The following is a 17656-nucleotide window of genomic DNA, read 5'->3' on the forward strand; positions in this document are numbered from 1 at the left end:
ATTCACCAGCCGGATCTGGGCGGCCAGTTGCTGCCCTCGCCGGCCGTCGCCGTCCAGGCGTCCCAGTCCATCCCCGTGTCGTCGGGTCCCGAGCCGTCGCCGGCAACCTCGTTGTGATTCCAGCCGAAGGGCGTGAAATTCGCGTAAGCCACATCGGGCCCGCCGAACAGCGTGTTCTCGCCATCGACGCCCGGATTGCCGCTGTTGGCGGTGCGGTCGAAGGCCGGCACGGGCTTGAGCGGCGTGATCGCGGCGACGAATCGCAGGAAGGCGTCGAGATCGAGATCGGTCACCTTGCCGCCTTCGACCGTCAGCCAGTCATTCGGCTGTTCGATCTGCCGTTCGCCGCCGGGACCGGGCAGAGTCAGGCTGAAGGTCTCTCCCCGGGCCGGAACGGTTCCGCCTGCGGCGATGTGACGTTCAATCTCGCGGGTCAGTTCGTCTGCGATGGCGGATTTCATGGTGGTGGCCGTGAGGGGCGATCCATCCGCCGATGTCAGGCCAAGCCCTTCCAGATAGGCGGGATAGGCGGCGGCGAGTTCGGCCGAGGCAGCGCGGGCGGCCTCGCTCCATTCCGAACCGGCAGTGTTGGCGGCGCTGCGGATGCCCTGATACAGCCATTCATAGGCCAGATCGGCATGGCCCAGATCGGTGATGGGGCAATAGGCGATGACGGCCAGGACATCGTCAGCGAGGGTGCTCGATCCGTCCGCGGCGATACCGGCGGCGCCGATCTCGGCCAGATAGGGGAGGTAGTCGGGGCTGTTGCCGCTGGCGGCCACGGCCGCCGACAAACCACCGCCGCCCGATGTGCCGGTGATCACGATCCGTTCGGCCGAACCGGGTAGGAGATCGTCGTTCAGCCGCAGGAAGCGGATTGCCGCCTTGGCATCCACCACCGCTGCCGGGGCCTTGCCGGGCAGGCTGCCATCGGCGGCCAGGATGCCGCGACCTCGGCTGCCGATATCGACATAGACATAGCCTGCGGCCAGTGCGGCTCCCACCTTGTCGCTGTCGCTGTCCGAGACATAGCTGCCGCCATCCTCGATTCCAGGGCGCAGTTCGCTGGCGAACCAGCCGCCGTTGCTGACGTTCAGGATCATCGCGGCGGTGTCGCTGGCGCCTTCGGGCACGAAGATCGCCATCTTCTGATAGGTCAGGGGATCCTCGAGCGTCTGTGTTTCGGCGCCCGAGGGGCTTCCGCCCGGCCCCATCCGGCGCGCGGGCTGTTCGGTGGCCATCGCCACGGGACGCCCGACATAGACCGCCTCGTAGCGGCGCAGGGTGAGGGGCTTGCCGTCGAGTGTCACGGTGATCGTGACAAAGGCGTCGGGGTCGATCCGGAGCGTCGCGTCAAAGACACCTTCCGCCCTGACCGTCCCGGCGGCCGTGGTCAGCCCGCCGATCAGCATCAGCCCGCGCATCGTTGATCCGATTGTCATGGCCGGGTTTCCTTTCGCTGGATTGCGCTTGCAGCGCGCCGTCTTGAACGGGCGAGGGCAGAATTTCCGTTTCTAGAGGCTGTCCACCGTGCGCGGGAACACCGACTGGAAGGCCTCCGCATACTTGCAGGCCCGTCCGCCCGCCTGACCGCCCGAGTTGCGCGTGAAGTGGTTGGCGCGGTTCTGGGCGACGCGGGTGTAGTAGTCCCACAGATGCTCCTGCCCCGCCATGCATTCGATGGCGGCGCGCTTCTTCTCCCAGACCGGGGTGATGTCGAGGAAGGTGTCGGGCTTCCAGCCCATCTGTTCGGTCTGATGCGGCTCGAAGAGATAGAGCTGCGGCGCGCCGAGGATCTTCTGCCCCGGATTGTGCCCCCAGGCCTGTGCAGTGGAGCGGCATTCCAGCACCACCTGCGTGGTCAGCATGTGATCGGTATTGTAGGGGTCGTACTGGCTGTGGCTCAGCATGAAGGCAGGCTGGACGGCGCGCATGATGTCCACCAGCCGGTCCTTGTGGGCGCGGGCGAATTCCAACGGATAGTCGCCCATGTCGAACTCGATCAGATCGTGCACGCCCAGAACCTCGGCCGCCTTGCGCGCCTCGGCCTGCCGAACGGCCTTGACCCGCTCCAGCGTCATGCCCGGTTCCTTCCAGAGTTTCGCGCTTTCCCCGCGCTCGCCGTAGGAAAGGCAGACGACGGTCACCTTCACCCCCTGTTCCGCGTGCAGCGCGATGGCCCCGCCGCAACGCCAGACGAAATCGGCGGCATGGGCGGAAATGACGAGGGCAGTGCGGCTGGAGCTGGTCATGCGGTCTCTCCGTTTCTGGCCGTCTTCTGCGTCACTGCCGCGGACAGAGCCATTCAGAAGACTGCGCCGGGTCATAAGTTCAGGCTATGGACACTGGATTTGCGTCCCCCCGCGGTCCAGGCCATGGGGCGATGAGAGATGAGACCGGAGCGGGCAGCATGAACAGGGTGAGGGGGCCGCTGTTGGCCATGATCGGTTTCGGCGAGGCAGGACGCGCCTTCGCGGCCGGGTTCGGTTCGGTTGCAGCGCATGACATCCGTCCGATGCCGGATTGCCACCTGTCTCCCGGTCCGGCGCTGGCCGGGGCCGAGGTCGTGTTCTGCCTCGTGACTGCCGATCAGGCCCTTGCCGCGGCCGAGGCCTGCGCGCCCCATCTCGAACCGGGTGCGCTGTGGCTGGACGGCAATTCCTGCGCGCCGGGCACCAAGCTGCGGGCTGCGGCGGTGATCGAGGCGGCAGGCGGGCGCTATGTCGATCTGGCGATCATGGCGCCGGTGCATCCTCGCGGGCACCGCACGCCCTGCCTGATCGCCGGTCCGCATTCTGCAGATGCACTGGCCCTGTGCACGGCTCTGGGCATGGATGTGCGGGTCGCGGGCGATCGCATCGGCGCAGCCTCCATGGTCAAGATGCTGCGATCGGTGATCGTCAAGGGGATCGAGGCACTCTGCGCCGAAAGCCTTCTGGCTGCGCGTCGGGCGGGTGTGGAGGAAGCAGTTCTCGCCTCGCTTCAGGATTCGGATCCCGGCTTCGACTGGCGCGCTCGCGCATCCTACAGTCTGGAACGGATGATGGCCCATGGCGCGCGCCGCGCCGCCGAAATGCGCGAGGTCGCCGCCACATTGAGGGAGCTGGGCCTGCCCGACGCGATGGCCGCTGCGACTGCCCGGTGGCAGGACCGGATTGCGGCGCTGGCGCTAGAAGCGGGAGAGGACGATCTGGCCCGCCGTATCGACCGCATCCTCGGGTCCCTGCCGTGAAAACGAATCTGCGTCATCTGCGCGTGTATCTTGCCGCTCATGACGGGGGATCCGTGACACGGGCCGCCGAGGCGATGCGCCTCTCCCAGCCGGCGGTCTCGCAGGCTCTGGGCAAGCTCGAGAGACTGGCGGGTCAGCCCCTGTTTCTGCGTCGGGGAGGGTTGTTTCCGACCGCTGCCGGAGAGGCGCTGGCGCTGCGTCTGCGTCGGGCCTTCGGCCTGCTGGATCCGGCGCTTTCGGACATCGCGCCGCGTCTGGTGCTGACCGCGACATCCGCCCAGCTGCAGGCCCTGGTCGCCACATGCGAAGCCGAGAACTTCACCCTGGCCGCCCGTCGCATGGGCATGACCCAACCCTCCGTGCACCGCGCGGTCAGCCAGCTCGAGCAGGAGGCCGGCCAGAAGCTGTTCGCAAGAACCGCCTTCGGGCTGATGCCGACCCGGGTCGCCGAGCGTCTGGCCATGGCGGCCCGGCTGGCCTTTGCCGAATTGGATCAGGCCGAGGCCGATCTGGCCGAGCTGGCCGGACGCGAGGTCGGTGCGATCGTGATCGGCGCCATGCCGCTGTCCCGTTCCTTTCTTCTGCCGCGCGTTCTGGCACGCTTCCGCCGGGTCCGGCCCACCCTGCCGGTCCGGGTGCTCGATGGACCCTATGCGGATCTGGTCAGCGGTCTCCGGCGGGGCGAGATCGACATCCTGATCGGCGCGCTGCGCGATACCCCCCCGGCCGAGGATGTCATCCAGAAGCCCCTGTTCCAGGACGATCTGATGATCGTTGCCCGCCCCGGGCATCCTGTTCTGGAGAATCCGGCCAGTCTGGCCCGCTATCCCTTCGTCGTCGGCCTCGCGGGCACGCCGGGCCGACAGGCCTTCGACCGGCTGATGGCCGGCTTCGGCACGCCCCCTTCCCTGATCGAGACCGGCTCGATGATCCTGATGCGCGAGATCCTGGCCATCACCAACCATCTGGGCTGCATCTCGCGGTTGCAGATCGCGGCCGAGATCCGGCTGGGCGCGGTCGTGCCGGTGCCGGTGCCGATGCAGGGAACATCACGCATCATCGGCCTGACCATGCGGTCGGACTGGCTTCCGACGCGGGCACAGTCCGCCTTTCTCGATGCGATCGAGGCAGAGCTGCCCGGATCCTGAAGCCGCCATAGCCGGATCTTATGCCGACGCCGCATTTCCGATTGGTCATGCCGGGCGTTCTGCGGGATCGGGGGCCTGTGGAGATCGAACCGGCCCGGAGCCGCATGGCCGGGCCCCATCCAGGGAGGAGACATCGTGACCTTCGCGCTACGCCTTGCCGGGGCTGCCCTCGCCGCGGTCCTGTCCGTATCGGCTGCCATCGCCCAGGAGATGAAGTTCGCCAACTACATGGCGCCGACCCATCCCTATGTGGCCGGCGTGTTCGAACCCTTCGCCGCCGCCGTCGCCGAGGCGACGGACGGCGCCGTGACGGTGCGCATCTACAATGGTGGCGAGCTCGGGGCCGGGCCGGCAGACCAGTATGCCCGTGTGGTGGATGGTGTGGCCGAGTTTGCCTTTGGCCTTCCGGGCTATACCGCCTCGACCTTTCCGCTGACGCTTCTGACCGAACTGCCCGGCGTGCTGACCGAAGAAGGGGGGACGGAAGCCATCTGGGGAGAACATCGATCTCTTCACCCCCGAATATCGGCGTGTGCAGCTGATCAGCCTGTGGTCGAACGCCCGGAACGTGCTTTACACCCGCGACAGGCCGGTGCGCACACCTGCGGATGTCGCCGGGATGAAGATCCGCGTGCCCTCGCGCAATGCCGGTCTGGTGGTCGAGGCTTGGGGCGGATCGCCCGTCTCGATGCCGGTCTCCGAGATCTACAACGCGCTTCAGACCGGGGTCATCGATGGCGCTTTGATCGACGGCACGGCGACCCACGCCTTCAGGCTGGGCGAGGTGGCGAATTTCCTGACCGTCGGGATGGACACGACCCTTTCGCCCTTCTTCATCATCATGAGCCGGGATGCCTTCGATTCGCTGGCGCCCGACCATCAGGCGGCGCTGCTGGAAGTGGGGCGGGAAACCTCGTTCCTGGGCAATCAGGTGCAGCTTGCCGAGGCCGCCAGGGGGATCGAGGCCTTCGGCGCCATGCCGGGCAAGGAACTGATCCGCCTGACCCCCGAGGAGGCGGCTGCCTTCAACGCGCTCTCGGCCCCGGTGGTGGAACGGGTCGTCGCGGAGACCGGCGGTGATGCGCAGGCCGTGATCGACGCGCTGAGGGCCCGCTGATGCCCGGGGGTGCCGACCTCGCCCGGTCGGGCCTGCTCGACCGGGCCAGTCTGGCCCTCGCCGCCATGGCGGGCGCCTGCCTTCTGTTCATGGTGCTGCTGATCGCAGTCGGGGTGGTGCTGCGCTATGGCTTTGCGCGGCCGATCCTCGGCCTGAACGAGATCGTGCAGCTGACCTCGGTTGCTGTGGTGATGCTGGCGCTGCCCTGGGCCACGGCGGACGGTGCACATGTTCGCGTCGATGTGCTGGACCATCGCCTCGGCGTGATCGGACGCCACATGGGCGACCTTCTGTCGCGCGGGCTGTCGGCGCTGGTTCTGGGGGTGCTGGTCTGGCGCGCGGTGCTCAAGGCGATCGATGCGCGCCGCTATGCAGATGCGACCAACATGCTGGGCCTGCCGCTCTGGCCCTTCTATGCGATCCTCGCCATGGGCATGGCGCTCTGCGTCGTCATCCTGCTTGCGCAGGGCTTCGCGATCCTGCGTCGGGGGCCGCGCGATGCCTGAAGCCGCCGCCGGACTTCTGGGCATCGCCGCGCTCTTCGGGCTGATGCTCTTCCGCATGCCGGTGGCCTTTGCCATGCTGACGGTCGGCTTCTTCGGCATGTGGGCGCTGTCGGGGCTGAAGGCGGCGGGCGCCGTCCTGTTGACCGAAGGATATGCCTCGGTCTCCGGTTATGCGCTGATCGTCGTGCCGATGTTCATCCTGCTGGGCAACATCGCGTCCGCTGCCGGCTTCTCGCGCGGGCTGTACGATGCCGCCTTCGCCTGGGTCGGGCGGTTCCGAGGCGGGCTCGCCTCGGCCTCGGTCCTCGGCTGCGGGCTGTTCTCCGCCGTGTCCGGCTCGTCGGTCGCCACGGCCGTCACCATCGGCAAGGTCGCACTGCCCGAGATGCAGCGCCTGGGCTATGGTCCGGCGCTGGCCACGGGGGCGGTGGCGGCAGGGGGGACGCTGGGCTTCCTGATCCCGCCATCGACGGGCTTTGTCCTCTATGCGATCCTGACCGAGCAATCCATCGGCCGCCTGTTCATGGCGGGTGTTCTGCCCGGACTTCTCCTTGTGGGGCTGTTCATCCTGACGATCTGGATCATGGCGCTGATGGATCCCGGCGCGGGCCCGCGGGGGCCGAAGGTACCCTGGTCCCGGAAACTGGGCATGACATTCCGTGCGCTGCCGCTGGTCGCGGTGATCGTCCTGTCGATCGGCGGCATCTATGCCGGGGTCTTCACCCCGGTCGAGGCCTCGGGTATCGGCGCGACGCTGGTCCTGGCGCTGGCGTTGGTCTCGCGCCGGCTGACAGTCGGCCTGTTCCGCATGGCCCTTCTCGACACGGTGAGAACATCGGCCATGCTCTACATGGTGGTGATCGGCGCCAATGTGCTGAATCCGTTCCTGGCGGTGACGCATGTTCCGGAAACGCTGGGCCATGCTCTGACGGGGCTGGGCCTCGGCCCCTATGGCACCCTGACTGCGGTGATCCTCGCCTATGTGGTGCTGGGCATGTTCCTCGATGGTCTGTCGATGCTGGTCGTCACCATCCCGATCGTCTTTCCGATCATGATGGCGAACGGCTTCGACCCGATCTGGTTCGGCGTTGTCGCGGTGATCGTGGTGGAGATGGGCATGATCACCCCGCCGGTTGGACTGAATGTCTTCGTCGTCAAGGGCATCGCACCCGCGGTGCCAATGGTGACCATCTTTCGCGGCGTGCTGCCCTTCCTGCTTGCGATGCTGATCGGCCTGTTGCTGATCGTGCAGTTTCCGGGGATCGCCCTCATGCTGCCGGCCTCGATGTTCGACTGATATCCGCAAGTGGCGGCTGCGGACCCCCATCATCGATGGCCGCGCAGTCCGTGCTGTCCGGTGTTCGGAAGGCCGCGACGGGCCCTTCCGGCGCCTCAGTCCGCATCCGAGGGGGCCGTTCCCGGCGCACCCTCCCAGGGCTTGAAGCGGATGCCCTGGGCCGCGCCGATGGCCTCGATCTGCTTCCGGATGACCGCATCGGGAATCGCGGGCCAGTTGCCGCCGCGGATCAGGCCGCATTCGCACAGGGAGACACCGAGGGCCGGGAAATCCACCTCGCCCCAGCTCGTGCGCGAGGCGCGGTTCATGTGCTCCTCGATCCAGTTGCGCTTCAGGTGGTTGATGGCGGCCACCTCGGATCCCTGAAAGGCATGGATCTGGCGGGCGAAGGCCTGATCGAGATCCCCGTCGCGCCGAGCGATCACGCCCACCGTCTGATCGCGGTGGCCCACCAGGGCGACCAGATGGAAGGGCGAACAATCCACCCCCACGATATGTGTGGCCGCCTTGTAGGCGGCGATCTGGTCAAGGAAACTGTGCTTCTGGGGATGGAAGGGCACATAGCCTTCCTCCTTGAGATGCTCTTCCAGAACGGTCTCGGCGAGGATGCTGCCACGCTGGACCGGCAGGGCACTGCGCGAGATGTAGATCCGGGCGTGGCCCTGGGGTTCGACATCCCGCCCCGCATGGGCGCGCACGAAGTCCCGGAATTCCGGGCTGCCCTCGATCATCTGGAACATGCCGAACCCCTGGGGCGGCACATGCAGCCGTTCCACCCGCGTCGGCTCCTCGAGGTTGAGCATGCGTCCCCGGACACCCAGGGCCTCGAGGAACGGGCGGTATTGTTCGAGGATCCGGTCGGGGCGGTTCTGGAACTTCGGCACGAAGAGGACGCCGTCGATCTCGTCGCGGAGACGCCCGAAGGCCCAGATGCGCGCGATGCTCTCGACCAGGAAATGCCCGAAATGACCGAAGAGGGGACCGAGGAAAAGCCATGTGCCCGTCAGTTCGTCGATCCGTCCCTGCGGCATCGCAGGCTGCACGGTGACCTGTGCGGTGCCCCGCCAGGTCACGCTTTCGGGAACGAGCGACCCATCCGGGAAGAGAACGCCCGAACGCTGCACCGACTGGTTGCCCAGACCCTTGGCCGGGGGGACGACGATCGCCCCCTCGACGAGACGGATGGGCGGCAGCCCGCCCGCGATGTCGGGCACGAGAAGCGGTTCCTGGGTCATCGGAGGGTCCGTATTGACGCGATTTTCACGATTCTCGCACAGGCTGGGGATGCGCAGAACACACGGGGCCGCGAATCCCGCGGGGGTCTCGCTTGCCTGCCACAGAGGTGCAGGCCTAGAGTTCGCGGGCGCTGGCAGGAGGCATGGCGATGAGCAGCGAGGGCCATCCGATCGAGCGGTTGACAGCAGATCAGGCGATGCTGCGCGCGCGGCGCAACGACCTGCGGCGATACCCTTCGCCCGAACGTGACGGCGAGCGTCTCTATCCCCTGGCATCGCCCACCGTCACGCCCTCTTTCCGCATCGAGGAGGGGGACACGATCTTCGCCATCGGATCCTGCTTTGCGCGCAATGTCGAAAAGGCCCTCGAATCAGCCGGCCGCCGGGTCCTGAGCCGGGAATTCGATCTGGGCGAGATCGGCGCTTCGCTCGAGGATCCGGCGAACTTCTTCAACAAGTATTCGATTCATTCGGTCCTGAACGAGGTGCGCTGGGCTCTCGAGCGCGAGACCTATCCCGGAGCGGAGGCGATCTATGAGGTCGGGCCGGGCCGCTATGTGGATGCCCAGCTCGGGATGGCGCGGCTCGATTTCCCGATCGAGACGATCCTGGCCTTCCGTCACCGCTATCTGGATGCGATGGCGGCCGTGGCCCATGCAGATGTGCTGATCCTGACGCTGGGCTATGTCGAAACCTGGTTCGACCGCAAGCTTGGCCTCTATCTGAATGTCGTGCCCCCGACCCAGTTGATCAAGGCCGAGCCAGAGCGGTTCGAGTTCCGGGTGCTGTCCTATGGCGACGTGCTCGCGGGGCTGAACGACCTCCATGCCCTTCTGCTGCGCCACCGGACAAGGCCGCTGAAGATGCTGGTGACCGTTTCGCCCGTGCCCTTGCTGGCCACCTTCCGCGACATGGATGTCCTGGTGGCCAATGCCTATTCCAAGTCCGTCCAGCGTGCCGCCCTCGAGGAGTTCGTGATGGGCAAGGAGGGGGTGGACTATTTCCCGTCTTACGAGTTCGTCACCCTCTCCAACCCTGCCGTCGCCTGGTCGCGGGGCGATTACCGGCATGTCTCGGCCGATGTTGTCACCCGGATCATGGATGATGTGCTGCGCCGCTATGTCGGCGGCGATTCGGCCGCGGCAGGGAGCCTCTCTCCCGAGGCGCTGCGGAGCACGGTGCGGATGCTCTCCCGCCTCGGTCACCACGAGGAGATGATTGCCCTCTGCGCCCGGCATCGCGACCTCGCCGATGCCGATGCGGAGGTGCTGCTGCTCGAGGCGGCCTCAGCCCGGCGGCTCGACCGGCTCGAGGAGGCCTTCGGTGCCCTTGCCAAGGCTCAGGCCCTCGCCCCTGATCGCCCCGATGCGCTCGAGCGGATGATCCTTCTCTGCCGTCCGATGCGGCAGAAGGCCCGCGCGCGCGAGCTTCTGGCGCGTCATGCGCAGACCTTTCCAGGGCGGTCGGGATTCCGCGAGAAGGTCACCTGGATCTGAACGGCCTTCTGCCGGGCAGGCGGCGGGCCTCGCGCGCCAGCGTGGCAGCCTCGCAGGCTTCGAGCCGTTGCAGCGCGGCCTCGACAGAGCCCGTGCGGGCTAGCGCCTTCTCGTAGATGCGCCGCAGCGCACGGGGGCACCAGGGGCGCAAGGCCTGTGTCGCCCACAGGCGCAGAGGCAGGGGAAGCCGGTCATGCTCACGCATCGGATCGCGCGAGCGGCCGGGCGGCAGCGTTCGGGAGAGGTTGCGCCTCATGGTCGGAAACGACGGGATCAGGCCGCGGTCATAACGATCATCCTCATGGGAGGAAATGTTATGTTATAATGTATTCTTCCTGCAAGAGCCTCCTTCCCTTGACCTCGTGGCCGACCGGGCTTTCATAAGGTCCGTTCGCGCCGCCGGCGCCCCAAGGAAAGCGAGTTCGCCATGGCCTTTTCCCTTCCCGATCTGCCCTATCCGCATGATGCCCTTGCGGCCAAGGGCATGTCCCGCGAGACGCTCGAATATCATCACGACCTCCACCACAAGGCCTATGTGGACAACGGCAACAAGGCGATCGCCGGGACCGAGTGGGAGAATCGCCCGCTCGAGGAGATCATCGTCGGCACCTATCAGCCCGGCGCCGTGGCCCAGTCCGGCATCTTCAACAACGCGTCCCAGCACTGGAACCACATCCAGTTCTGGCAGTGGATGACCCCCAAGGAGTCGAAGATCCCCGGCGAGCTCGAACGCGCGCTGACCGAGGCCTTCGGTTCGGTCCAGGACTTCAAGACCCAGTTCAACAGTGCCGGTGTCGGCCAGTTCGGCTCGGGCTGGGTCTGGCTCGTCAAGGACAAGGACGGCTCGCTCAAGATCACCAAGACCGAGAACGGGGTGAACCCGCTCTGCTTCGGGCAGACCGCGCTTCTGGGCTGCGATGTCTGGGAGCATTCCTACTACATCGATTTCCGCAACAAGCGGCCGGCCTATCTGACCAACTTCCTGGACAACCTCGTCAACTGGGAGGAGGTCGCTTCGCGCCTCTGAGACGGGTCTGGCGGGCGGGGAACCGCTTTCCCGCCCGCCCGTTTTCTCCCTCTCAGACGAGAAGGGAGATACCCCATGGCCGAACGCCACCGATCCCGGTACGGCATCCGCGAGACGGAACAGTTTCTCCATGAGGAGGCAACGCCCGGCGGACAGGGCGAGACGGGCGGCAGGCTGTCGCGCGAGATCGGCACACGCAGCGACGGGCGCAAGGCGCTGGAGCCCGATGCCGGAACGCCGATGCGCCTGCGCAAGTCCGACACGGAGGACAACTGACAGATGGCGCGTCTCCAGAACGGCACCTGGGTCCTCGTCCTTGACGGCGAGAAGGCCCTGATCCTGCGCAACACCACGGACGGCCAGGACCCCGCGCTCGAGGTCGTGCGCAAGGAGGAACAGGACAATCCCCCCGACCGCGACCAGAAATCCGACAGGCCGGGGCGCTATTACGATGCCGGCGCCCCCGGCGCCAAGTCGGCCTATGAAGAGACGGATTATCACCGGCTCGAGAAGGAACGCTTCGCCGAGCAGATGGCCGGGATCCTCTACAAGGCCGCCCACGGCAACCGCTTCGAACGGCTGGTGATCGTCGCGGGGCCGCAGATCCTCGGGGCGCTGCGCCCGGCTCTGCACAAGGAGGTGGCCGCCCGCATCGTGGCCGAGATCCCCAAGACCATGACCGGCCATCCGGTGGACCAGATCGAGAAGCTCCTGAAGCAGGAGATGGCCTCGGCCTAGGTCAGCAGGACGCGCAGGCGGCGTTCCAGATCGGCCACCGTCGCCGGGGCCTCGACAAAGGACAGCAGCGAGGTCTCGGCGAAGCCCTCTTCCACCACATGCCGCAGCAGCCCCAGCAGCGGCTGCCAGTAGCCCGCCACATCCAGCAGGAGGATCGGCTTGGCATGCAGGCCGATCTGGCGCCAGGTCAGCACCTCGAAGAATTCGTCGAGGCTGCCCGCTCCGCCCGGCAGGCAGACCACCGCATCGGCATTGGCGAACATCACCTTCTTGCGTTCGTGCATCGTCTCGGTGACGACAAGGCGGCCGATGTCGCGCGGGCGGGGATTGTCCGGGGCGGGGACACCGGGGCGCTCCCTCTCGAAGAGATGGCGGGGAATCACCCCCATCGCCCGGCCTCCCGATGCCTGATGGGCCGCCGCCACGCGCCCCATCATCCCCACATCGCCCGCTCCATAGACCAGCCCCCAGCCATTCGCGGCCAGCATGCGCCCGGTCTCCGCAGCCGCCTCGGCATGGCGGGGGTTGCGTCCGTCGCGCGCCCCGCAATAGACGCAGACCGCCTTTGCCACGGTTGCCATCGTCCGATCGCCCTCGTGATGGATTTTGACGCCTTCTAGCGGTGCGGCTATGGTCACTCAACGCCTTGCTGGGGGGGGCCGAAGGGTGGCAACGGGCAACGGGATGCGCCTGGGGATTGCGGTTCTGGCCGCGGTCGGCCTGTTCGGGCTCATTGTCCTGGCCGTGCCGCCGCGGACGGGGGAGGAAGGCCACGCCACGGCACAGGACAGCACCACACCGGCACAGGGCCCGGCACAGGACCCGGCACAGGACGGCGTGGCGTCCCCGCCGCCGGCCCCAGGCCTTCCCCGGGACAGCGAGACCGGGGACAGGACCGACAGCGACCGCCCTGCCGACACGCCGTCGCCGCCGCAGGAGCCCCCCCGCTTCGACACGGTGCGCCTCTCTCCCGATGGCAGCGGAATCGTGGCGGGCCGCGCCGACCCCGGCGAGCGGGTCACGATTCTGGCCGGAGACATCGCGGTTGCCGAAGCGGTCGCCGATGGCGAAGGGCGCTTCGTGGCCTTTCTCGATCTCCCCCCATCGACCGTGCCCCGCCCCCTCGCGCTGCGCGACGAGAGCGGCACGCCTTCGGAAGCGACCGTGATCCTGGCCCCCACGCCGTTCGCCTTCCCAGGAGAGGAAACCGCGACAGGAGAGCAGACCGGGCCGGAAGAGGCAGGCGCGGAGGAGCCTGCCCCCGGAGAGGAGACCACCGCAGGCGGAGAGGGCGCCACCATCGCGATGGCCGGCCCGTCGCAGATCGACAGCCCGTCCGGGACGGATGCCGGGACCCCCGCGGCGGATGCCAAGACCCCTGCCTGGCCAGAAGCCCCCGGCCCGGCCGCAGGGACCCCGGACGATACCGCCGACGCCGTGGCAGAGGGGGAAACCGGGCCGCCGGGCCGCAGGCCGTGATGGCCGATGCTGCCGCCCCCGCGGCCGGGGCGGCCGGGCCGGACATCCCCCCCGTTCCGCCGGGGCCGGCAGAGATGACAGAGACCGGAGCTGCGGCCCCCGCCCTGCCCGAAAGCCCTCTGCCCCTGCCGGCGCAGACAGCGCAGGAGGAAGGGACCCCCGCCCCCCCCTGTCGTCATGATGCCCGCTTCGGCCGGGGCACCCCCCGAGGCCGACGGATCCGGCCCCAGGCCCGATGCCACGCTGGACGTGACCGCGCCCGCGCCGCCGCGCCCCGATCCCGTCCCCGAACCGCCCGCCGGAACGCCCCAAGCCCCGGCCCAGCCGCCCGTCCTTCTCTCGGATGCCGAAGGGGTGCGCGTGCTCCAGCCTGCGCTGCCCCCCGATGCGGACCCCGAAGTCCTGCAGAGCGTCTCTCTCGAGGCCATCAGCTATGATGCGGCAGGGGATGTGACCCTCTCGGGCCGGGCAACGGGGGACGCGGTGGCGGTGCGCCTCTATCTCGACAACCGGCTGATTGCCGAGCGTCCCGTCGAAGCGGACGGGCGCTGGACGGCCACCCTCGCGCAGATCGAACCGGGGGTCTACCGGCTGCGCATCGATCAGCTTGACGGAACCGGCAGGGTCACCAGCCGCATCGAAACCCCCTTCCAGCGCGAACAGCGCGAGGATCTGGCCACGCTCATGGCCGAAGCGCAGCAGGCCGGACAGAGCATCGCCATGCGCACCGTCCAGCCAGGCAACACGCTCTGGGCCATCGCGCGGGACCGCTATGGCCAGGGGATCCTCTATGTCCGCGTCTTCGAGGCCAACCGCGATCGCATCCGCGACCCGGACCTGATCTACCCCGGACAGGTCTTCGTCCTGCCGGCGATGGAAGGACGCTGAAGGGTGCTGGCCTTCCGGCGGACAGGGCGCTAGGCTCCGCCTTCCGCCAGCCCGAAGGCCAGCCTCATGCGACGCCTCAGCCCCACCGACGAAGCCCTGCGCCCCGACCGCGCCTCCAACTGGCAGACGCTGCGCCGCACCGCCCCCTATCTGTGGCCGCGCGGCAGCGGCATGGGCTGGATCAAGCGGCGCGTCGTCGGCGCCATCCTCCTCCTTCTGGCGGCCAAGGTCCTCACCGTGCTGACCCCCGTCCTGTTCGGCTGGGCCGTGGATGCCCTGGCCGAACCGGACAAGGTGCCGGGCGGCGCCCTCCTGATCGGGGCGATGGGCCTCACCGCCGCCTACGGCGTGGCGCGCATCCTGACCGTCGGCTTCCAGCAGCTCCGCGATGTCGTCTTCGCCCGCGTCGGACAGCGGGCGCTGCGGCTCATCGCCCTCGAGACCTTCCGCCACATCCACGCGCTCTCGCTGCGCTATCACATCACGCGCAAGACCGGCAGCCTGAGCCGCGTCATCGACAGGGGCGTGAAGGGCGTGGACTTCCTGCTGCGCATCCTCCTCTTCTCGCTGGGGCCGCTGACGCTCGAACTCATCCTGACCGGGGCGATGCTCTGGTGGCTGTTCGATGCGCGCTACCTGGCGGTCGTGGCCGTGACCATCGCGCTCTACATCTGGTTCACCTTCCGGGTGACCGAATGGCGCGTGCGCATCCGCAAGGAGATGAACGACCAGGACCAGCAGGCCAGCCAGCGCGCGCTCGACAGCCTGCTCAACTACGAGACCGTCAAGTACTTCTCGGCCGAAGCGCGCGAAGCCGCCCGCTACGACACCGCCATGGCCGCCTACGCCGAGGCCGCAGTGCGCACCAACAATTCGCTGGCCTTCCTCAATTTCGGACAGGGGCTGCTGATCAATCTCGGCCTTGTGGCGGTGATGCTGATGGCCGCCGCCGGCGTGCAGCGCGGCGCGCTGACCGCGGGCGATTTCGTCATGGTCAATGCCTACATGATCCAGCTGACCATACCGCTCAACTTCCTCGGCAACATGTACCGCGAGATCCGCCAGGCCCTTGTGGACATGGACGAGATGTTCCGCCTTCTCGACCAGCCGCCCGAGGTGACCGACAGGGACGGCGCCCGGCCGCTGCGCGTCGATGCCGGAGAGATCGTCTTCGACCGCGTCGAATTCGGCTACGACCCCGAACGGCCGATCCTGAAGGGCCTCTCCTTCCGTGTCGCGCCGGGACAGAAGGTCGCCGTCGTCGGCTCTTCGGGCGCGGGCAAGAGCACCATCGGCCGGCTCCTGTTCCGCTTCTACGATGTCACCGGGGGCGCCATCCGCATCGACGGCCAGGATATCCGCGATGTCACGCAGGACAGCCTCCACCGCGCCATCGGGGTGGTGCCGCAGGACACGGTGCTGTTCAACGACACGATCGGCTACAACATCGCCTACGGCCGCGACGACGCCACGCAGGAGGAGATCGAGGCCGCCGCCCGCGCCGCGCGGCTCCATGACTTCATCCTGTCGCTGCCCCAGGGCTACGACACGCCGGTCGGCGAACGCGGCCTCAAGCTTTCGGGCGGCGAGAAGCAGCGCGTCGGCATCGCGCGCACGCTGCTCAAGGATCCGCCCATCCTCATCCTCGACGAGGCGACCAGCGCGCTCGACACCGCGACCGAGGCCGGCATCCAGGCCGAGCTGGAGGCCGCCGGGCGCGGGCGGAGCGTGATCGTCATCGCCCATCGCCTGAGCACCATCGCCGATGCCGATCGCATCCTGGTGCTGGAGGACGGGCGACTCGTCGAAGAGGGCACGCATGAGGCGTTGCTGGCCCGCGGGGGGCGCTACGCCGAGCTGTGGCGGCGTCAGGGCGCCGAGGCCGATCAGGCCGTCGCCGCGGAATAGCGCCTGCGAGGGCGCCGGAGGCTGCCGGGCCGCCAGCGCACGCAAGGAGAAGGCCGGCACCGCCCGCGGGCGCCGCGGGCGTTCCCGGAAGCGCCACGACAGGCGGATGGCCGGGGCGGCATCGCGCGCACGGGCAGCCAGAAGGCGCTGAAGCGGCGGCGGGGCAAGGGGAGCGATGACAGGCATGCGGGGCAGGGGATCCTTCTGGCGGGTGGCACGGCCCCTGCCTTCGCATGCGACCGGTTAACGGGACGTAAGCGCAACGCGCGCTCCGACCCCGATTCGCGCAACACCCCGCCGAAGCGCGACGACAGGCGATCCCCCGGCTGCGGGCGGATCATGACCCGGTCCGGTCCGGCGGGGCGCCGCCCTCGAACACGGTCTCTCCCCGCAGGTCCAGCTCGGCCTCCTGCATCTGCAGATGCAGGCCCGTGCCGGTGAAGGGATGGGCGCGGGCCAGGGCCTCGTCCACCTCGATCCCGAGGCCGGGGGCTTCGGGGACGGGGATATGGCCGTCCTCGACCCGGATCGATCCCCGGATGAGCGCGTCGTGAAAGGGGGTCTCGATCGTCTCGGCGATCAGGGCGTTGGGAATGGCGGCGCAGAGATGGATGTTGGCCGCCCATTCGACGGGACCGGCATAGAGATGCGGCGCCATCTGGGCATTGTGCGATTCGGCCAGGGCGGCGATCTTGCGCCCCTGCCAGAGCCCCCCCGCCCGGCCGAGCGCGGGCTGGAGGATCGCCGCCCCGGCGCGCAGGGCCTGGGCGAACTCGGCCATGGTGGTCAGCCTTTCGCCCACCGCCACGGGGGTGCGGACGGCCCGCGCCACCGCGGCAAGGCTGTCGAAATCGTCCGGCGGAACGGGTTCCTCGAACCACAGCGGCGAGAAGGGCTCGATCGCCATGCCCATGCGGATGGCCCCGCCGGTGGAGAACTGGCCATGCGTGCCGAAGAGGAGATCGGCCCGGGCCCCCACCGCCTCGCGGAGGCGGCGGCAGAAGGCGACCGAGCGGGCAAGATCCGGCATCGGCGGCATGTGGCCCGATCGGATCGTGTAGGGACCGGCGGGGTCGAACTTCACCGCCGTGTAGCCGCGCGCGATCATGTCCTCGGCGGCTTCGGCCGCCTGGTCCGGGTTGGCCCAGAAGCCCGGCAGGCCGTGATGGGGCCGGGTGGGATAGAGATAGCTGTAGGCGCGGATCCGGTGCGAGACCCGCCCGCCCAGCAGCGCATGCACGGGCCGCCCCCGGTCCTTGCCGACCATGTCCCAGCAGGCGATCTCGAGCCCCGAGAAGGCCCCCATCACGGTGAGGTCGGGCCGCTGGGTAAAGCCCGAGGAGTAGGCGCGGCGGAACATCAGCTCGACATTCTCGGGGTTCTCGCCCGCCATGTGGCGGGCGAAGACATCGGTGATGACGGCGCGCATCGCCTCGGGCCCGACGGAGGAGGCATAGCATTCGCCCCAGCCGGTCACGCCCGTGTCCGAGGTGAGCTTGACGAGGATCCAGTAGCGCCCCCCCCAGCCGGGGGCGGGAGGCGCGGTGACGAGAATGTCGCAATCGACGAGTTTCATAGGCCTATC

The 17656-nt window shown here is 68.2% G+C and carries 18 protein-coding genes and 1 pseudogene; 13 read left to right on the forward strand and 6 right to left on the reverse strand.

The genetic code is table 11. The annotated features are described in order from the left end of the window. Nucleotides 1–2: 2 nt before the first annotated feature. Complete coding sequence (locus RUTHE_RS02270; RefSeq protein ID WP_021096627.1) at nucleotides 3–1442, reverse strand: subtype B tannase; 1440 nt, start codon at nucleotides 1440–1442, stop codon at nucleotides 3–5. Nucleotides 1443–1514: 72 nt separating this feature from the next. Continuing rightward, on the reverse strand, nucleotides 1515–2252 hold the full coding sequence (locus RUTHE_RS02275; RefSeq protein ID WP_021096628.1) for a PIG-L deacetylase family protein: 738 nt from the start codon (nucleotides 2250–2252) through the stop codon (nucleotides 1515–1517). Nucleotides 2253–2410: 158 nt separating this feature from the next. Between RUTHE_RS02275 and RUTHE_RS02280 the strand changes: the two genes are divergently transcribed. The 6 genes and pseudogenes from RUTHE_RS02280 (at nucleotide 2411) to RUTHE_RS02300 (ending at nucleotide 7300) form a co-directional block, all read left to right on the forward strand. Further along, nucleotides 2411–3232 (forward strand): NAD(P)-dependent oxidoreductase, encoded by an 822-nt coding sequence (locus tag RUTHE_RS02280; RefSeq protein WP_021096629.1) that lies wholly within the window; start codon nucleotides 2411–2413, stop codon nucleotides 3230–3232. Further along, on the forward strand, nucleotides 3229–4380 hold the full coding sequence (locus RUTHE_RS02285; protein ID WP_021096630.1) for a LysR family transcriptional regulator: 1152 nt from the start codon (nucleotides 3229–3231) through the stop codon (nucleotides 4378–4380). The genes RUTHE_RS02280 and RUTHE_RS02285 overlap by 4 nt, the downstream gene beginning before the upstream one ends. A 228-nt stretch (nucleotides 4381–4608) precedes the next feature. Beyond that, nucleotides 4609–4794 (forward strand): annotated as a pseudogene (locus RUTHE_RS17940) (TRAP transporter substrate-binding protein); the annotation flags it as partial. Between the two features lie 118 nt (nucleotides 4795–4912). After that, nucleotides 4913–5497 (forward strand): TRAP transporter substrate-binding protein DctP, encoded by a 585-nt coding sequence (dctP, locus tag RUTHE_RS02290; RefSeq protein WP_021096631.1) that lies wholly within the window; start codon nucleotides 4913–4915, stop codon nucleotides 5495–5497. Beyond that, entirely contained in the window at nucleotides 5497–6003 is a 507-nt protein-coding gene (locus tag RUTHE_RS02295; protein ID WP_021096632.1) for a TRAP transporter small permease, read from the forward strand. Before dctP ends, RUTHE_RS02295 begins: the two co-directional genes overlap by 1 nt. Then, nucleotides 5996–7300, forward strand: coding sequence for a TRAP transporter large permease (locus RUTHE_RS02300; RefSeq protein ID WP_021096633.1), 1305 nt, complete (start codon nucleotides 5996–5998; stop codon nucleotides 7298–7300). Before RUTHE_RS02295 ends, RUTHE_RS02300 begins: the two co-directional genes overlap by 8 nt. A gap of 95 nt (nucleotides 7301–7395) precedes the next feature. On the opposite strand, the gene RUTHE_RS02305 is transcribed toward RUTHE_RS02300, so the two are convergent. Continuing rightward, entirely contained in the window at nucleotides 7396–8535 is a 1140-nt protein-coding gene (locus tag RUTHE_RS02305) for a glycosyltransferase family 61 protein (protein ID WP_021096634.1), read from the reverse strand. A 149-nt stretch (nucleotides 8536–8684) separates the two neighbouring features. On the opposite strand from RUTHE_RS02305, the gene RUTHE_RS02310 reads away from it, so the two are divergent. Then, nucleotides 8685–10031: a GSCFA domain-containing protein gene (locus tag RUTHE_RS02310; protein ID WP_021096635.1), complete on the forward strand. Its 1347-nt coding sequence runs from the start codon at nucleotides 8685–8687 to the stop codon at nucleotides 10029–10031. Here the strand turns inward: RUTHE_RS02310 and RUTHE_RS02315 are convergent. Continuing rightward, nucleotides 10018–10287 carry a DUF6525 family protein gene (locus RUTHE_RS02315; protein ID WP_021096636.1) on the reverse strand — a complete coding sequence of 90 codons (270 nt, stop codon included), beginning with the start codon at nucleotides 10285–10287 and terminating at the stop codon, nucleotides 10018–10020. The two genes, RUTHE_RS02310 and RUTHE_RS02315, sit on opposite strands and share 14 nt — an antisense overlap. Nucleotides 10288–10458: 171 nt before the next feature. Here RUTHE_RS02315 and RUTHE_RS02320 point away from each other — a divergent pair, with 171 nt between their 5' ends. The 3 genes from RUTHE_RS02320 (at nucleotide 10459) to RUTHE_RS02330 (ending at nucleotide 11796) form a co-directional block, all read left to right on the forward strand. Continuing rightward, complete coding sequence (locus RUTHE_RS02320) at nucleotides 10459–11058, forward strand: superoxide dismutase (RefSeq protein WP_021096637.1); 600 nt, start codon at nucleotides 10459–10461, stop codon at nucleotides 11056–11058. 75 nt (nucleotides 11059–11133) lie between these two features. Further along, complete coding sequence (locus RUTHE_RS02325; protein WP_021096638.1) at nucleotides 11134–11334, forward strand: hypothetical protein; 201 nt, start codon at nucleotides 11134–11136, stop codon at nucleotides 11332–11334. Nucleotides 11335–11337: 3 nt separating this feature from the next. Then, entirely contained in the window at nucleotides 11338–11796 is a 459-nt protein-coding gene (locus tag RUTHE_RS02330; protein ID WP_021096639.1) for a host attachment family protein, read from the forward strand. Here RUTHE_RS02330 and RUTHE_RS02335 read toward each other — a convergent pair. Beyond that, nucleotides 11793–12377, reverse strand: a complete 585-nt coding sequence (locus RUTHE_RS02335) for an LOG family protein (protein WP_021096640.1) — start codon at nucleotides 12375–12377, stop codon at nucleotides 11793–11795. The genes RUTHE_RS02330 and RUTHE_RS02335 overlap by 4 nt on opposite strands. A gap of 85 nt (nucleotides 12378–12462) precedes the next feature. Here RUTHE_RS02335 and RUTHE_RS15245 point away from each other — a divergent pair, with 85 nt between their 5' ends. The 3 genes from RUTHE_RS15245 (at nucleotide 12463) to RUTHE_RS02345 (ending at nucleotide 16071) form a co-directional block, all read left to right on the forward strand. Further along, nucleotides 12463–13275, forward strand: coding sequence for a hypothetical protein (locus tag RUTHE_RS15245; RefSeq protein ID WP_021096641.1), 813 nt, complete (start codon nucleotides 12463–12465; stop codon nucleotides 13273–13275). 177 nt (nucleotides 13276–13452) lie between these two features. Next, nucleotides 13453–14163 (forward strand): LysM peptidoglycan-binding domain-containing protein, encoded by a 711-nt coding sequence (locus tag RUTHE_RS15250; RefSeq protein WP_021096642.1) that lies wholly within the window; start codon nucleotides 13453–13455, stop codon nucleotides 14161–14163. A gap of 66 nt (nucleotides 14164–14229) precedes the next feature. After that, nucleotides 14230–16071, forward strand: coding sequence for an ABCB family ABC transporter ATP-binding protein/permease (locus RUTHE_RS02345; protein WP_021096643.1), 1842 nt, complete (start codon nucleotides 14230–14232; stop codon nucleotides 16069–16071). Nucleotides 16072–16408: 337 nt separating this feature from the next. Here the strand turns inward: RUTHE_RS02345 and RUTHE_RS02350 are convergent, their stop codons facing one another. Further along, nucleotides 16409–17647 carry a mandelate racemase/muconate lactonizing enzyme family protein gene (locus RUTHE_RS02350; protein ID WP_021096644.1) on the reverse strand — a complete coding sequence of 413 codons (1239 nt, stop codon included), beginning with the start codon at nucleotides 17645–17647 and terminating at the stop codon, nucleotides 16409–16411. Nucleotides 17648–17656: the final 9 nt, after the last annotated feature.

It is taken from the genome of Rubellimicrobium thermophilum DSM 16684 (assembly GCF_000442315.1).
Classification (GTDB): Bacteria; Pseudomonadota; Alphaproteobacteria; order Rhodobacterales; family Rhodobacteraceae; genus Rubellimicrobium; species Rubellimicrobium thermophilum.

What these genes read in the sequence shown, in the direction of transcription:
- RUTHE_RS02270 (WP_021096627.1), bottom strand. Translation starts at nt 1,442, where the DNA reads ATGACAATCGGATCAACGATGCGCGGGCTGATGCTGATCGGCGGGCTG.
- RUTHE_RS02275 (WP_021096628.1), bottom strand. Translation starts at nt 2,252, where the DNA reads ATGACCAGCTCCAGCCGCACTGCCCTCGTCATTTCCGCCCATGCCGCC.
- RUTHE_RS02280 (WP_021096629.1), top strand. Translation starts at nt 2,411, where the DNA reads ATGAACAGGGTGAGGGGGCCGCTGTTGGCCATGATCGGTTTCGGCGAG.
- RUTHE_RS02295 (WP_021096632.1), top strand. Translation starts at nt 5,497, where the DNA reads ATGCCCGGGGGTGCCGACCTCGCCCGGTCGGGCCTGCTCGACCGGGCC.
- RUTHE_RS02300 (WP_021096633.1), top strand. Translation starts at nt 5,996, where the DNA reads ATGCCTGAAGCCGCCGCCGGACTTCTGGGCATCGCCGCGCTCTTCGGG.
- RUTHE_RS02305 (WP_021096634.1), bottom strand. Translation starts at nt 8,535, where the DNA reads ATGACCCAGGAACCGCTTCTCGTGCCCGACATCGCGGGCGGGCTGCCG.
- RUTHE_RS02310 (WP_021096635.1), top strand. Translation starts at nt 8,685, where the DNA reads ATGAGCAGCGAGGGCCATCCGATCGAGCGGTTGACAGCAGATCAGGCG.
- RUTHE_RS02315 (WP_021096636.1), bottom strand. Translation starts at nt 10,287, where the DNA reads ATGAGGCGCAACCTCTCCCGAACGCTGCCGCCCGGCCGCTCGCGCGAT.
- RUTHE_RS02320 (WP_021096637.1), top strand. Translation starts at nt 10,459, where the DNA reads ATGGCCTTTTCCCTTCCCGATCTGCCCTATCCGCATGATGCCCTTGCG.
- RUTHE_RS02325 (WP_021096638.1), top strand. Translation starts at nt 11,134, where the DNA reads ATGGCCGAACGCCACCGATCCCGGTACGGCATCCGCGAGACGGAACAG.
- RUTHE_RS02330 (WP_021096639.1), top strand. Translation starts at nt 11,338, where the DNA reads ATGGCGCGTCTCCAGAACGGCACCTGGGTCCTCGTCCTTGACGGCGAG.
- RUTHE_RS02335 (WP_021096640.1), bottom strand. Translation starts at nt 12,377, where the DNA reads ATGGCAACCGTGGCAAAGGCGGTCTGCGTCTATTGCGGGGCGCGCGAC.
- RUTHE_RS15250 (WP_021096642.1), top strand. Translation starts at nt 13,453, where the DNA reads ATGATGCCCGCTTCGGCCGGGGCACCCCCCGAGGCCGACGGATCCGGC.
- RUTHE_RS02345 (WP_021096643.1), top strand. Translation starts at nt 14,230, where the DNA reads ATGCGACGCCTCAGCCCCACCGACGAAGCCCTGCGCCCCGACCGCGCC.
- RUTHE_RS02350 (WP_021096644.1), bottom strand. Translation starts at nt 17,647, where the DNA reads ATGAAACTCGTCGATTGCGACATTCTCGTCACCGCGCCTCCCGCCCCC.